This window comes from Streptomyces vietnamensis (assembly GCF_000830005.1).
GTDB classification, from domain to species: Bacteria; Actinomycetota; Actinomycetes; order Streptomycetales; family Streptomycetaceae; genus Streptomyces; species Streptomyces vietnamensis.
In genome coordinates this window covers 4,046,932-4,061,030 of the sequence record NZ_CP010407.1, presented here as the reverse complement: position 1 = coordinate 4,061,030, position 14,099 = coordinate 4,046,932, and the positions used below count along the sequence as shown (strand labels likewise).

Here is a 14,099-nt window from a genome sequence, read left to right as displayed (position 1 = left end):
CGCCCCCAGCCGGGCCTAGGCTCCTGCGCCTGGACCCGCACCACCGCCGCGGCGCACTCCCGGTGCGGGTTCGGGCGCGGAAGCCTCTGGCGCCGGCAAGGGCGCGGGTCCGTTGTGCCCACCCGTTCCGCCCCAGCGGAACGATTGCCCACAACGGGGGCGGCACTAGGCGCCCTCCGGGCGGGCGGGTGCCACCCCGGCGGGGCGCAGGTCAGCAATGGGTGGGGGTAGTTCGAGGGTGCGGGCGTGGAAGCCCGCTCGGAGGCGACGGTCGTGGCTGACGATCACCAGCGTCCCCCGATAGGCCGCCAGCGCGGCCTCCAGTTCTTCCACCAGGCCCGGCGCCAGGTGGTTGGTCGGCTCGTCCAGGAGCAGCAGGTCGGCCGGCGCGGTCACGAGCCGCGCCAGCTCCAGCCTGCGGCGCTGGCCGGCCGACAGTCGGGACACCGGGACCGTCAGGTCCCGGGCGGCGAAGAGTCCGAGGGAAAGCAACTCCTCCGCGCGCTCCTCGCCGAAGGCCTCGCTCACCGTACGGGGGTCGGTGGGCGGGGCCATGTCCTGCCGGAGCAGGCCCACCCGGGCGGGTACGGTCACCGTGCCCGCGTCCGGGGCGAGTTCGCCCGCCAGGACCCGGAGGAGGGTGGTCTTGCCGGCGCCGTTGGGGCCGGTCACGAGGAGCCGTTCGCCCGGGTCGAGGTGGAGGGCGTCGAGGTGGAGCCGGCCGTCGACGCGTATCCCGGTCAGGTCGACCGCCGCGCCCTCGCCCACCAGGTCCGCGCGGAAGCGCAGCGGCTCCGGTGGTGGCGGGACGGGCGCGTCGGTGAGCCGGGCGAGTCTCTCGCGGGCGGAGCGGATGCGGCTCATCGCGCCGTGCGCCCGTGACCGGGCCCGGAAGGCGCCCGCCCCGCTGAACGCGGCCGGGGCCTTGCGGGGGATCGCGGAGAACCGGTCGATGTGTGTGTCGGCGAGGGCCCGGTGGCGGGCGAGTTCGGCCTTCCACTCCTCGTACTCCCGCTGTCTGCGGGCCCGTTCGGAGGCGCGTCCGGCGAGGTAGCCGCCGTAGCCGTCGCCGTACCGCCGCACGGTGTGGCGGTCCTCGTCGACCTCCAGGACGGCGGTGGCGACCCGGTCGAGGAAGGTCCGGTCGTGGGAGACGGCCACGACCGTGCCCCGGTGGGCACGCAGCCGCTCCTCCAGCCAGGTCACGGCCTCGTCGTCGAGGTCGTTGGTCGGCTCGTCGAGCAGCAGCAGTTCGGGTTCGGCGGCGAGGACGGCGGCGAGGGCGAGCCGGGAGCGCTGTCCGCCGGAGAGCGTTCCGAGCGGCCGGTCGCGGTCGAGCGGTCCCGGCTCGCCGAGTCGCCGCAGGGTGGTCTCGACGCGCCGGTCGGCCCCGGCGCCGCCCCGGGCCTCGTAGGCGGCGAGCAGTCCGGCGTATCCGGCGAGGTCGCCGGTGGCGGCGAGTTCGGCCTCGGCCGTACGGATCGCCCGCTCCAGCTTCCGTACCTCCGCGAGCGCGTGGTCGACGGCGTCGCCGACGGTCGCGTCCGCGGGGAGGTCGAGGCTCTGGGCGAGGTGGCCGAGGCCGCCGGGGGCGTCGACGGTCACGGTGCCGTTGTCGGGGGTCTCCAGGCCGGCGAGGAGCCGGAGGAGGGTGGACTTCCCGGAGCCGTTGTCGCCGACGACGCCGAGGCGTTCGCCGGGGCGGACGGTGAGGGAGACCCGGTCGAGCACGGTCCGGTGCTGCACGTACCGGTCGTCGTGGCGCTTGGTGACGTCGGCGAATCGGGCACGGAACAAGGGCGACCTCCTGCCGTCGGGGACACGGACGCGAGACGTGGCGTCTCGTTCGGATGACGGTACGGCACGCCGGGAGGTCTGGCAAGACGATACGTCTCGTATCGCTAGCCGAGCAGTCGGCCGGGCGGTCAGGCGGAGGCTATGCGCAGGACCAGCGCCGCCGCCGCGATCAGGGTGAGCACCGCCGCCGGTGCCAGCTCGAAGTCCTTCACGCGCAGGTGGGAGATGACGGCGCCGGCGAAGTAGAGCGCCAGGCCCACCGCCGCGGCCTCGCCGAGGAGCGGGACGAAGAGCCCCGCGAGCAGGCCGAGCGCGCCCGCCGCCTTCGCGGTCGCGAGCCACGGCAGCGCGCCCTCCGTCACGCCCACCTTGGTCATGCTGCCGACGACCTGCGGGTTCTTGGTGAACGTCATGAAGGCGGAGCCGAGGGAGGCGAGGGCGAGTAGGCCCGCGACGACGGCATAGGTGATGAACATGGAGGTGCTCCAACGGTCTGGGGACGACAACCGTTGAAGAGTAACAACGATTTACATGGCTCCACAATTGCGTTGTTGTTACGGTGGACGGCATGGCAGCACTCCCGACCGATCGCCTCGGCTTCCTCCTCTCCTTCCGCGGGGAGCTCACCGGCGCGCGCATCCGCGCCGCCCTGGGCGTCGCCGGACTGCACCCGAGGAACGCGATGACGCTGATGCAGCTCGCGCCCGGGGCGATGAGCCAGCGGGACCTGGCCGCCGCGATGGAGATCGACCCCAGCCAACTCGTCGCGATCCTCAACGAGTTGGAGGCCGACGGGCTCGCCGAGCGGCGGCGCGACCCGGCCGACCGGCGCCGCCACATCGTGGAGATCACCGAGGCCGGCGCGGCGGCCCTGGGGCGGATCGACACGGCCGTGGGCGAGGCCGAGCGCGAGCTCTTCGGCGATCTGACGGAGGCCGAACAGGCCGTGCTGCGCGGACTGTTGGACCGGGTCGTGGTCGACCCGGCCCACCACGAGTGCGGAGAGTAGAAAATTCGCCGATCTTTTTCGGCGAACCCCGATGAGTTCCGGTCGGGCCGGGCGTCTACCTCCATGAACGCCACACCACGGAGGAGATCACCATGGCCGAGACCGACACCCGCACCCTGGAGACCGTCGGCGCGACCCTGCGCTACGACGTGCGCCCCGGCACCGGGCCCGACGAGCGCCCCCTGCTGATGATCGGCTCCCCCATGGACGCGACCGGCTTCACCACGCTCGCCTCCCACTTCGCCGACCGGACCGTCGTCACGTACGACCCGCGCGGGGTGGCCCGCAGCGAGCGCACCGACGGCGCGGCCGAGACGCTCCCCGAGGAGCACGCCGACGACCTGGTCCGGCTGATCGAGGCGCTCGGCGCCGGGCCCGTGGACGTCTTCGCGAGCAGCGGCGGCGCGGTCAACGCCCTCGCCCTGGTGGCCCGGCGCGGCGACCTGGTGCACACCCTCGTCGCCCACGAGCCGCCGACGGCCCAGGTCGTCCCGGACCGGGAGGCGGCGCTCGCGATGTGCGCGGACGTCCACGCGACCTACCTGCGGGACGGCTGGGGCCCGGCGATGGCCAAGTTCCTGGCGCTGACGATGCGGAAGGGCGAGATCCCGGCGGACTGGGACCAGGAGCCCGCCCCCGCCCCGGCGGCGTTCGGCCTGCCCGCCGAGGACGACGGCTCGCGCGCCGACCCGCTGCTCGGGCAGAACATGCGCGGCTGCACGTCCTACCGCCCCGACTTCGAGGCCCTGCGCGCCGCGCCGACCCGGATCGTCGTCGCCGCGGGCAAGGAGTCCGAGGACACGTTCTGCGCGCGGGCGGCGGTCGGCGTCGCCGAGGGCCTCGGCACCCCGGTCGCCGTCTTCCCGAGCCACCACGGCGGCTTCCTGGGCGACGGTTTCGGAATGCCGGGCGCCCCGGCGGAGTTCGCCGAGGCGCTGCGGGCGGTCCTGGAGGGCTGACGCGCTACTTCTTCGCGGCGGCGGCCTTCACGGCCGCCGCCGCGTCGACGTTCCCGAGGCCCAGTTTGAGGAGCTGCCCCGGGTTGGCGGCCGTGTCGCGGATCGTCCGCATGATCGCGGCCGGGTCCAGGCCCTGGTGGTGCAGGAGCGCGGCGACGGCGGAGACGTACGGCGAGGCCATCGAGGTCCCGGACAGCCTCCCGTACCCCGAGGAGTTCTTCGGGGTCTCCTTCGTCGTGTACGTCGGGAGGGTCGAGAGGATGTCGACGCCCGGGGCCGACACGGCGTTCTGCGCGCCGAAGTTGGTGAAGGAGGCGGGCCGCCCGTTCTGGTCGGCCGCGTTGACGACCAGGACCGGGGTGTCGGTCTCGTACGGCTGGAGGGCGGTGGAGTCGTTGCCCGCGGCGGCGACGACGACCGCGCCCTTGCCGTTGGCGTGCGTGATGGCCTGGTTGAGGACGCCGCCCTTGAGGAGACGGGCCATCAGGCCGGACTCGCCGAGGGAGAGGTTGATGACGTCGGCGCCGTGGTCGGCGGCCCAGACGATGCCCTTGCCGATGTTCCCGTCGCTGCCGCTGCCGTCGGCGCCGAGCACCCGGACCGGCATGATCTTGGCGCCGGGCGCGCCGCCCGCGACGTCGATGCCGTTGTCGGTGTGGGCGGCGGCGATGCCGGCGACGTGGGTGCCGTGGCCGTTGAGATCCTTGGGCTCGTCGTCGCCGTCGACGAAGTCGTAGCCGGCGACGAGCCGGCCCTTGAGGTCGGGGTGGTCGAGGTCGACGCCGGTGTCGACGACGGCGATGACGGTGTCCTCGCCCTTGGAGGTGGACCAGGCGTCCGGCAGGTTCAGCGCGTCGATGCCCCATTGCTGGCCGCGCAGCGGGTCCGGCTCGCTGTCGTCGCCGCAGCCGGTGACGAGCCCGGCGGTGAGGGCGGCGAAGGCGGTGAAGGCGGCAAGAGTGGTCGGCCGACGGCGCATGAAGATCTCCCCATTCGTATGCATTCGTCTGCGTTCGACCCAGTGAACAGCCGGTTCGGGTGCCTCGCATCTCGAAGATCGTCCGCCCTCAACTCTCATTGTTCTAGTAGAGTGCGAACAAGGGAGGTTTTCATGAACCGTGCCACACCTCGTCTCCGCGCGCTCGCCGCGCTGCCCTTCGCCCTCGTACTCGCCGCACACCTGCTGCTGCTCGCCCTCTGGTACGACCGGCTCCCCGACCCCCTCGCCACCCACTTCGGCGGCGGGGGCGACGCGGACGGCTTCACCGGCCGGGCCGCTTTCCTCGCGGTGAGCACGGCCCTGATCCTCGGCCTCGGCGCCGGCTGGACGCTCCTCGTCCGCCGCACCGCCCTCTGGGGCGCCTGGGCGACCGCCGGCTTCACCGGTGCGCTCCTCGCCCTCCTCGTACGGGACAACCTGGACGCCGTCGACGCGGCGCGGGTGGAGTCCCCGCTGGTCAACCTCACGGTCGCGGCGGGCGTCGCGGGCGTGTTCGCCGCCGCGGGCCGGGCCCTGACCCGACTGGTCCCGCCGACGGACGCCGAGGCCCCTGCCGTGGACGGCGGGCCACGCCTCCCGCTCGGCGCGAGCGAGGTCGCCGGCTGGACCCGTGCCACCGGCTCCCGGCCGCTCACCGCGCTCGCGGTGCTCGCCCTCGTCGCGGGCCCGGTCGCCCTGCTCCTCGCGCCCTGGCCGGCCGCCCTGCTCGGCCTCCTGGGCCTCGTCATCGGCGTACCCGGACTCGCCCTCGCCCGGGTCAGGGTCACGGTCGACCGCCGCGGCCTCACGGTCCGGCCCTCGTTCGCCGCCCGGCCCCGTCTCCGCGTCCCGCTCGACGAGGTCGCGGGCGCGGACGTCCGGGACGTCGACGCCGTCGCCGACTTCGGAGGCTGGGGCTACCGGGTCCGGGCCCACCGGACGGGCGTCGTGCTGCGGTCCGGCGAGGCCCTCGTCGTACGGCGGACCGGCGGGCGCGAGTTCGCCGTCACCGTGCCCGACGCGCGGACCGCCGCCGCCCTCCTCAACACCCTCGCCGAGCGGCATGGGAAGGTCTGACCGTGCTCTTCCGTGTCGACCCGGCCTCCGCCGTCCCCCTCGGCGACCAGATCGCCGCCTGCGTCCGGGGAGCCCTCGCCGACGGCTCCGCCGCCCCCGGCGAACGCCTCCCGGCCGCGCGGGAACTCGCCGACTCCCTCGGCGTCAACGTCCACACCGTCCTCCGCGGCTACCAGCGGCTCCGCGAGGAGGGCCTCATCGAACTCCGCCGGGGCCGGGGCGCCCTGATCGTCCCGGGCGCCACCGCACCCGACCGCGCCCGCCTGATCGCCCGCCTGCGCGAGGCGGCGAGCGAGGCCCGCGAACTGGGCCTGACGGAAGCGGAGTTCCTGGACCTGGCCCGTACGAGCCTGGGCTGAGCCCCTCGGCGGGGGCTCAGCCCAACTGCCGCACCGGCGCCCCCGCGAGGAACGCCTCGATGTCCTCCACCGCCTCGCCGAAGTACCGCCCGTAGTTCCCCTCCGTCACATAGCCCAGATGGGGGAGCGCCAGGACGTTCGGCAGCGTCCGCAGCGGGTCGTCGGCGGGCAGCGGCTCCGTCTCGTACACGTCGAGGCCCGCCCCCGCGATCCACCCCTCGCGCAGCGCCCGCAGCAGCGCCCCGCCGTCGACGAGACCCGCCCGGGAGGTGTTGACGAGGTACGCGGACGGGCGCATCGCCCGCAGTTCGGGCTCCCCGACCAGGCCCCGGGTGCGGTCGGAGAGCACCAGGTGCAGCGAGACGAAGTCGCTGGTCGCGAACAGGTCCCGCTTGTCCTTCGCGAGCCGTGCGCCGTGCTCGGCGGCCCGCTCCTCCGTCAGGTTCGGGCTCCACGCGGCGACCTCCATGCCGAAGGCGAGCCCGATCCGGGCCACCTTGGCGCCGATCTTCCCGAGGCCGACGAGGCCGAGCGTCCGGCCGGCGAGGTCGGAGCCGACGGTCGACTGCCACGGCCCGCCCTCCCGCAGCGCCCGCGCCTCCGCCGGTACGTGCCGGGCGAGGCCGAGGAGGAGCGCCCAGGTCAGTTCGGTGGGCGGCTCGGAACTGCTGGCGGTGCCGCAGACGGTGACGCCCCGCTCCTCGCAGGCGGCGAGGTCGATCGAGGCGTTGCGCATGCCGGAGGTGATCAGGAGCCGGAGCCGGGGGAGGCGGGCGAGGAGCTCCGCGTCGACCGGGGTCCGCTCCCGCATGACCACGAGGATCTCGCAGTCCTCGACGGCGGCGACGAGCGCGTCCCGGTCCGTCAGGTGCTCGCGCAGCACGCGGACGTCCACGCGGTCGGCGAGCGGGCTCCAGTCGGCGGAGGTGAGGGCGACGCCCTGGTAGTCGTCGAGTACGGCACAGCGCAGCTTCATGACCGCATGATCGCGGATCGGGTCCGCGGACCCGGCACGTATGCCACACCCAGGGCGACAAGGACAGCGGCCGTGCGGAGAATTATCCAGAATTGTCCCTTCGAAAGGGCTGGTGACATGGACGCTGCCGGTGCCAATGGCGACGAACTCTCCGCACTGCGGGCCCGGGTGGCCGCGCTGGAAGCGGAGAAGGCGACCGCCAGACCACCCCACCACCGCGTCCGCTCCTTCTTCTCCGCCCTGCTCATCGTCATCGGCTGCGTCCTCGTCCCGCTCGGCATCGTCTCCACCTGGACCGCGGACCTCATCGGCGACACCGACCGCTACGTGCAGACGGTCAAGCCGCTCGCCTCGGACCCGGACATCCAGGCCGCCGTCGCCAACCGGGTGACGAACGCCGTCATGGAGCACATCGACCTGCAGTCCCTCCTGGAGGGCGTCGCGCCCGACCAGCGGCCCCTGGCGGCCAAGGCCCTCGGCAAGCTGGGCGGCTCCCTGGAGAGCGCGGTCGGCAGCTTCGTCCACGAGCGGGCGCAGGACGTCGTCGCCTCCCCGGCCTTCCAGACGATCTGGACCGACGCCAACCGGGCCATCCACACCTCCCTCGACCGCGCCCTGACCGGCAGCGACGAGGGGGCCGTGAAGATCGAGACGAACACGGTCACCATCGACCTGGCGCCCGTGATCGACCGGGTGAAGCAACGGCTCGTCGACTCCGGCCTGGACGTCGCCGCCAAGATCCCCGAGATCCACACCGACTTCACCGTGGTCAAGTCCGAGGACATCGGCAAGGTGAAGACCGGCTTCGCGCTGCTCCAGACGATGGGCGTGTGGCTGCCGGTCATCGCGATCCTGCTCGTCGCCGGCGGTGTGCTGCTCGCGGGGCGGCGCCGCCGCACCCTGGTCGCCGCGGGACTCGGCGTCGCCTTCGCGGCGATCGTCCTCGGCGTGGCCCTCACCGTCTTCCGTACGGTCTATCTGAACGCCCTGCCCGCCAACGTCTCCCCGGGCGCGGCGAGTTCCATCTACGACACCCTGATCCGCTTCCTCCGCACCTCGGTACGGGTGTACGCGACCCTGGGCATCGTCGTCGCCCTCGCCGCCTGGCTCTCCGGCCCCAGCCGCCCCGCCGTCCTCGTCCGGGGCTTCTGGCACTCCGGGATCGACGCGAGCCGGTCCTTCGCCGACCACGCGGGCATGCGCCTCGGCCCGGTGGGCCCGTTCGTCCAGCGCTACCGCACCTGGATCACCTGGATCCTCGTCGCCGGGGCGGCCGCCGCCGTCGTCTTCTGGCCCCACCCCACCGCCTGGGTCATCGTGGGGGTCGTTCTCGTCCTGCTCCTCGTGCTCGCGGTGGTGGCCTTCCTGGCGGAGGGGCCGGCGGAGTCCGAGGAACCCAAGGCCTCTCAGGCCCGATAGCCCCGCCCCGGTACGAGCGCCGCCCCCGCCAGGAGCCCGACCGCGATCGTCGTGACGATCGTGACGAAGTCCATGAGGTCGTGGAAGCCGTGCAGGACGTGGCCGCCCGCCAGGGAGGTGAGCGCCCGCAGGCCCAGCGAGCCGACGGTGAGGGTGAAGAAGCCGCCCAGGAAGAGGACGAGCCTGGGCGGCCGCCCGACCGGCCGGGACAGCAGGTCCGCCGCGACGGCGAGGGCCGTCGCGGCGACGAAGGTGCCGGCGACCTCGCCGACCAGGGCCGTGCCCGCCGCCTGGACGCCGAGCGACAGGTACACGAGCCCCGTCACCCAGCCCGCGAGCCGCCACGGCACCCCGAAGGCCAGGAACAGGCCCGCAGTGAAGACGGCCCAGCTCCCGACGATCACCCACCGGGACAGGTCCGCGTCCTGCGCCGTGTCGAGGAGCGCGCTCGTCGGCGTGCCGGTGACGGCCACGCCCAGGAGGACGCCCACGTACAGCTGGAGGAGCAGGACGAGGGCGTAGACGAGGCGGACGGCGCCGGTCGACAGGAAGCCGCCGACGAGTTCGGCGGTGGCCGCGCTCAGCAGGTCGCCGGGCACGAAGAAGAACAGCGCCGGAAGCATGATCAGCACCGGTCCGCCGTGGTCCTGGCCCGGCTGGAGCAGCCCCAGGGTCACCAGCGAGACCAGGGAGGCGGCGAGCAGCGGCAGGACGCGGGCGAGGCGCGGCCGCCGGTCCGACAGGACGGTCAGTGTCGCGACCAGGGCGGCGAGGAGGGCGGTGCTGCCGATCTCGTACCAGGTCGGCTGCACGGCGGGCGCGAAGCCGACGGAGAACAGCACGATGCCGACGCCCCGGGCCCAGCGCGGCGCGGTGGCGGGCAGCGTCTCGACCCGCCGCAGGCCGGCCATCGCCTCGGGCAGGGGCGGCCGGGTGTCCCGTACGCGCTCGACGAACTCCTTGAGGGCGACGGCCCGGTCGAGCCGGGCGACGTCGGGGAAGGCGGTGACGGTCGAGGTGAGCGTGCGGCCCCCGGCGGTCACGGAGAGCACGGCGCCGTCCGCGACGAGCACGGTCTCGGCACGGCCGCCGTACGTACGGGCGACGCCCCGGACGACCCGGTCGACGCCCTCGGCGCCCTCCCCGCTGAACGTCAGCATGAACCGCGTGAGTTCACGGAGGAAGTCGTGCAGGGCGCCGGGGCCGTGCCCGGGGTCGGCGTAGGGCCCGTGCCCAGGGGCGGCGTGGGGACCGTGGCCGGGACCGGCGTCGGGACCGCGCCCGGGACCAGGACCGCGCCCAGGACCAGGACCAGGGCCGGGATCGAGGGCGTGCTCGGGCTCGGGCTCGGGGCCGCCCGTCACCGGCGGACGGTGTCGTCGGTCTTGAGGTCCTTCAGGTCTTCGTCGAAGTCGTCGAGCTTGTCCGGGCAGTAGACCTGGAGGACGATCCGCTCGGCCTGGACGGCCCTGGTGTCGGAGATGACGGGCCGCATGCCGGGGCCCGTGGCGCCGTTGGCCTGCTGGATCTTCCACAGCGCCGTGTTGAGGGCGCCGCCCGGGTCCTCGCAGACCGGGCCGCCGTCGGTGCCGAGCAGCTGCTGGACGGTGTCGGTGTCGGGGGAGGGGTATCCGGCCTTCACCAGCTCCTCCTGGAGCTGCTCGGACTTGGCGTGCGTCTCGTTGTTCTTCTTCACGCTCGCGTACCGGATGACTCCGGTGACGGCGAGGCCGACGAGGAGCACGATCGCGCCCCAGTAGATCCACTTGTGCTCGGAGGCGAAACGGGTGGGGCTCATGCCCGGTCTCCCTCGCTCGAAGCGCCGGGGGCGGCGGTGGCGGTGGCGGTGCGCCAGTCCGGCTTGCGGAACCTCAGGAAGAGCCACGGGATCAGGAAGCCGAGGACGAGCAGGCCGCAGGCGATGAAGAGGACGTACGACCAGACGCTGCCGCCGCCGAACTGGGAGGGCGGTACGAATCCGATGGCGAGCGCCGCGAGCGAGGCGAGCAGACCCACGGTGCACACCAGGCCCAGGGCGGGCACCCGGTAGCCGCGGGGGTGGTCGGGCCGGGTCTTCCGCAGCCGCATCGCGGCGGCGAACATCAGCAGGTACACGATGAGGTACACCTGCGTGGTGATCGTGGAGAAGATCCAGTAGACGCTCGACACGTTCGGGATGAGCGCGTACATCAGGGCGATGGCCGAGGTCACGATGCCCTGGGTGACCAGGATGTTCTGCTGGATGCCGAACTTGTTGAGCTTCTGCAGGAACGGCGGCAGGTAGCCCTCCTGGCGGGAGATCTCCAGGAGGCCCTTGGACGGCCCGGCGAGCCAGGTCAGCATGCCGGCCAGGGAGGCGGAGATCAGCATGACGGCGGCGATCGGGGTCATCCAGCCGACGTCGAAGTACGAGAAGAAGGCGTCGAAGGCCTGCATCACGCCGGCGGTGAGGCTGAGCTGATCGGCCGGCACGACCCAGCTGATGGCCAGGGCGGGCAGGATGAAGATCAGCAGGACGAGGCCCATCGCCAGGAACATCGACTTCGGGTACTCCTTCGCCGGGTTCTTCAGCGAGGAGACGTGCACCGCGTTCATCTCCATGCCGGAGTACGACAGGAAGTTGTTGACGATCAGGACCAGGCTGGCGAGTCCGGTCCACTCCGGCAGCAGGTGACCGGCGTCCATCGGCGCGGCGGACGGGTTGCCCTGTCCGAGGAAGACCATGCCGAGGACGACGAGGATCGTGCCGGGCACGAGCGTGCCGATGATGAGACCCCAACTGGACAGTCCCGCCAGGGCCTTGGTGCCGCGCGAGGAGACCCAGACGCCGGTCCAGTACAGGACCATGATGACGATCGCCGTGTAGACGCCGTTGGAGGCGAGGGACGGATCGATGACGTACGCGATGGTCGAGGCCACGAAGGCCAGCAGGCTCGGATAGTAGAAGATCGTCATCGCGAACTGGCACCAGACCGCGAGGAATCCGAGCGGCTTGGAGAGGCCCTCGGCGACCCAGCGGTAGACGCCGCCGCTCCAGCCGGAGGCGAGCTCCGCAGACACCAGGGCGGTCGGCAGCAGGAACACGATCGCCGGGACGAGGTAGAGGAAGACGCAGGCCAGGCCGTAGACGGCCATCGTCGGCGCGGCCCGCAGGCTCGCGACCGACGCGGTCGTCATCAGGGCGAGCGTCACCCAGGTCATGGTGCTGGGCGCGGCGGTCTGCACCGCGGCCCGCGGCCTGGGGACTTCGGCCGGTGTGTCGATGCTGCTCAAGGGGCCCTCCCGCACGTACGTAGGACGTCGGTTCAGCCTTGAACGGCCCTGGGGGCCCGGCAACCGGTATCGGCCGTACGGGGGACGGGCCTTGGCCACCCGTCAGGGCGTACGTGTCCCCCGTGCCCCAGAGGTGCACGGGGCCTCAGGGCGTACGGCTGAAGGAGCGGCGGTACGCGCGCGGGGGCACGCCGCGGCGGCGGACGAACTGGGCGCGGAGCACCGCCGCGCTGCCGAAGCCGACCGCGCGGGCGATCTCCTCCACCGGGAGCTCCGTCGTCTCCAGGAGCTCCTCGGCGCGGCTCAGGCGCAGCCCGAGCAGCCAGGCGTGCGGGGTCGTGCCGGTCGAGGCCGCGAACCGGCGGGCGAAGGAACGGCGGCTCATCAGCGCCCTGCGGGCCAGCTCGGCGACGGGCAGCGGCTCGTGGAGGTTCTCCCGGGCCCAGGCGAGGACCTCGGTGAGCCGCTCGTCCCGGCTGTCCTCGGGCACGGGCGTCGCCAGGTACTGGGCCTGGCCGCCGTCGCGGTGGGACGGCAGCACCAGGTCCCGCGCGATGGCGTTCGCCGTGGTCGCCCCGTACTCCCGCCGCAGCAGGTGCAGGCACAGGTCGAAGCCGGCGGCGGCGCCCGCGCCGGTGACGACCGTGCCCTGGTCGACGTAGAGGGCGTCGGGCTCGACGGTGACCTCCGGATGCCGTTCCGCGAGGAGCCCGGCGAACCGCCAGTGGGTGGTGGCCCGCCGCCCGTCGAGCAGCCCGGCCGCGGCGAGCGCGAACGCCCCGACGCAGTGGGCCGCGACCAGCGCCCCGCGCGCGTGCGCGGCGGCCAGCGCGTCGAGCACGGCGGGGGCCGGGGGCGTACGGAAATCGGCCCACGGCAGGGCGATCACCAGGTCGGCGCCGGCCAGGCGGTCCAGGCCGTGGTCGACCACCAGCGGCAGCCCGACATCGGTGCGGACCCGGCCGGGCCGGTCGGTGCAGAGCGCGAAGTCGAAGGCGGGCAGGCCCTGTCCGCGCGCGTCGAACACCTCGGAGACGATCCCGGCACCGAGCATGCCGACGCCGTGCGGGGCGTAGGCGGCGACGGTGGGAAAGGGCACGAGCGGAGTGTGGCACACGGGGTGGCACGATTCCCGCGATCAGTGGCAGCACGGCCACTCGTGAAGGTCCCCGCCCCGCAGAAGACTTGGGGCATGACGACGACGCAGAACACCCGCACCGACGCCCCCCGCACCCGCACCGCCGCCCACACGATCCTGACCACCGGCTACACCCTCTCCACCGGACCCGGGGTCGCCGCCACCGTCTCGTACGTCCACGACGGCGACCGGCACGTGATCGTCGACCCCGGCATGGTCGCCGGCCGCGACCGGATCCTCGGACCGCTCGCCGCGCTCGGCCTCGGCCCCGACGACATCACCGACGTCGTGCTGAGCCACCACCACCCCGACAACACCATGAACGTCGGCCTCTTCGGCCGGGCCCGCGTCCACGACCACAAGGCGATCTACCAGGACGACCAGTGGACCGACCGCGACGCCGAGGGCCACGAGCTCACCCCGTCGCTGCGCCTGATCCGTACCCCCGGCCACAGCCCCGAGGACATCACCCTCCTCGCCGGCACCGGCGAGGGCGTCGTCGCCTTCGTGGGCGACCTCTGGTGGCGGCCCGACGGCCCCGTCGAGGACCCGGTCGCCCCCGACCGCACGGTCCTGCGGGACTCGCGCCTCCGCGTCCTCGCCGCCGCCGACGTCATCGTCCCCGGCCACGGCCCCGCCTTCCCGGCGGACGACACCGCGCCCCTCTAGAAGCCGCTCCCTGATCCGGCCCGATCGGCGAGACGCCCCTTAGAATCGGCTTCCATGTCGATCCCTGACGAGCTGCTCGTCGACGTCGCCGCCACCGTGGAGTCCGGGCGGAGCAATCAGATGTCCCTCACCGTGGTCGCGGGGGGAGTGGTCATCACCGGGCGCCTCGCACCGGAAGCCCTGTGGAGACAGCGCGTGTCGGAGGTCCTGACGGACTCGGCGCAGCTGGGCGAGTTCTCCGGCGTCTTCTCCCCCGTACGGGAGGAGCTGAAGACCGTGGAGCCCCCCACCCACCTCCACTTCCACCTCGCCCGCATCCTCCAGGGCACGGTGGGCATGCCCGAGACCGGCGGGATGTACCGCGTCGCGATCGCGGACGTCAGCGCCTGGACCGTGGGGGACTTCAGCTACTCCGACAGCTGACGGCCGGCCGGCGGCCGGCCG

The 14,099-nt window shown here is 73.3% G+C and carries 15 protein-coding genes; 7 read left to right on the top strand and 8 right to left on the bottom strand.

What is annotated here, in order from left to right; all coding sequences use genetic code 11:
* Positions 1–165: 165 nt before the first annotated feature.
* The gene (abc-f, locus tag SVTN_RS18090) at positions 166–1,797 is read right to left on the bottom strand and encodes a ribosomal protection-like ABC-F family protein (protein WP_052499184.1); all 1,632 of its coding nucleotides are present in this window, start codon (positions 1,795–1,797) and stop codon (positions 166–168) included.
* 128 nt (positions 1,798–1,925) lie between these two features.
* Complete coding sequence (locus SVTN_RS18085; RefSeq protein ID WP_041130031.1) at positions 1,926–2,273, bottom strand: DoxX family protein; 348 nt, start codon at positions 2,271–2,273, stop codon at positions 1,926–1,928.
* Positions 2,274–2,365: 92 nt separating this feature from the next.
* Here SVTN_RS18085 and SVTN_RS18080 point away from each other — a divergent pair, with 92 nt between their 5' ends.
* Together SVTN_RS18080 and SVTN_RS18075 are read left to right on the top strand one after the other, a co-directional pair.
* Positions 2,366–2,806 (top strand): MarR family winged helix-turn-helix transcriptional regulator, encoded by a 441-nt coding sequence (locus tag SVTN_RS18080; RefSeq protein WP_041130030.1) that lies wholly within the window; start codon positions 2,366–2,368, stop codon positions 2,804–2,806.
* A gap of 92 nt (positions 2,807–2,898) precedes the next feature.
* Positions 2,899–3,765: an alpha/beta fold hydrolase gene (locus SVTN_RS18075; protein WP_041130029.1), complete on the top strand. Its 867-nt coding sequence runs from the start codon at positions 2,899–2,901 to the stop codon at positions 3,763–3,765.
* Positions 3,766–3,769: 4 nt separating this feature from the next.
* Here the strand turns inward: SVTN_RS18075 and SVTN_RS18070 are convergent, their stop codons facing one another.
* The gene (locus SVTN_RS18070) at positions 3,770–4,744 is read right to left on the bottom strand and encodes a S8 family peptidase (protein ID WP_041130028.1); all 975 of its coding nucleotides are present in this window, start codon (positions 4,742–4,744) and stop codon (positions 3,770–3,772) included.
* Positions 4,745–4,876: 132 nt separating this feature from the next.
* Here SVTN_RS18070 and SVTN_RS18065 point away from each other — a divergent pair, with 132 nt between their 5' ends.
* Both SVTN_RS18065 and SVTN_RS18060 read left to right on the top strand, forming a co-directional pair.
* Positions 4,877–5,821, top strand: coding sequence for a DUF1648 domain-containing protein (locus SVTN_RS18065; RefSeq protein WP_041130027.1), 945 nt, complete (start codon positions 4,877–4,879; stop codon positions 5,819–5,821).
* Positions 5,822–5,823: 2 nt separating this feature from the next.
* Entirely contained in the window at positions 5,824–6,180 is a 357-nt protein-coding gene (locus SVTN_RS18060) for a GntR family transcriptional regulator (protein WP_041130026.1), read from the top strand.
* Positions 6,181–6,196: 16 nt separating this feature from the next.
* Here the strand turns inward: SVTN_RS18060 and SVTN_RS18055 are convergent, their stop codons facing one another.
* Complete coding sequence (locus SVTN_RS18055; protein WP_041130025.1) at positions 6,197–7,156, bottom strand: D-2-hydroxyacid dehydrogenase family protein; 960 nt, start codon at positions 7,154–7,156, stop codon at positions 6,197–6,199.
* Positions 7,157–7,273: 117 nt separating this feature from the next.
* On the opposite strand from SVTN_RS18055, the gene SVTN_RS18050 reads away from it, so the two are divergent.
* Positions 7,274–8,575, top strand: coding sequence for a membrane protein (locus SVTN_RS18050; RefSeq protein WP_041130024.1), 1,302 nt, complete (start codon positions 7,274–7,276; stop codon positions 8,573–8,575).
* On the opposite strand, the gene SVTN_RS18045 is transcribed toward SVTN_RS18050, so the two are convergent.
* From SVTN_RS18045 to SVTN_RS18030, 4 genes are all read right to left on the bottom strand, one after another.
* Positions 8,563–9,768: a threonine/serine exporter family protein gene (locus SVTN_RS18045; RefSeq protein WP_052499683.1), complete on the bottom strand. Its 1,206-nt coding sequence runs from the start codon at positions 9,766–9,768 to the stop codon at positions 8,563–8,565. The genes SVTN_RS18050 and SVTN_RS18045 overlap by 13 nt on opposite strands.
* A gap of 167 nt (positions 9,769–9,935) precedes the next feature.
* Positions 9,936–10,373 (bottom strand): hypothetical protein, encoded by a 438-nt coding sequence (locus SVTN_RS18040; RefSeq protein ID WP_041130023.1) that lies wholly within the window; start codon positions 10,371–10,373, stop codon positions 9,936–9,938.
* Complete coding sequence (gadC, locus tag SVTN_RS18035; RefSeq protein ID WP_041130022.1) at positions 10,370–11,848, bottom strand: glutamate/gamma-aminobutyrate antiporter GadC; 1,479 nt, start codon at positions 11,846–11,848, stop codon at positions 10,370–10,372. The genes SVTN_RS18040 and gadC overlap by 4 nt, the downstream gene beginning before the upstream one ends.
* A gap of 145 nt (positions 11,849–11,993) precedes the next feature.
* Positions 11,994–12,902: a GlxA family transcriptional regulator gene (locus SVTN_RS18030; RefSeq protein ID WP_052499682.1), complete on the bottom strand. Its 909-nt coding sequence runs from the start codon at positions 12,900–12,902 to the stop codon at positions 11,994–11,996.
* A gap of 138 nt (positions 12,903–13,040) precedes the next feature.
* On the opposite strand from SVTN_RS18030, the gene SVTN_RS18025 reads away from it, so the two are divergent.
* Together SVTN_RS18025 and SVTN_RS18020 are read left to right on the top strand one after the other, a co-directional pair.
* Positions 13,041–13,655 (top strand): MBL fold metallo-hydrolase, encoded by a 615-nt coding sequence (locus SVTN_RS18025; protein ID WP_041130020.1) that lies wholly within the window; start codon positions 13,041–13,043, stop codon positions 13,653–13,655.
* Positions 13,656–13,709: 54 nt separating this feature from the next.
* On the top strand, positions 13,710–14,078 hold the full coding sequence (locus SVTN_RS18020) for a hypothetical protein (RefSeq protein WP_041130019.1): 369 nt from the start codon (positions 13,710–13,712) through the stop codon (positions 14,076–14,078).
* Positions 14,079–14,099 lie beyond the last annotated feature (21 nt).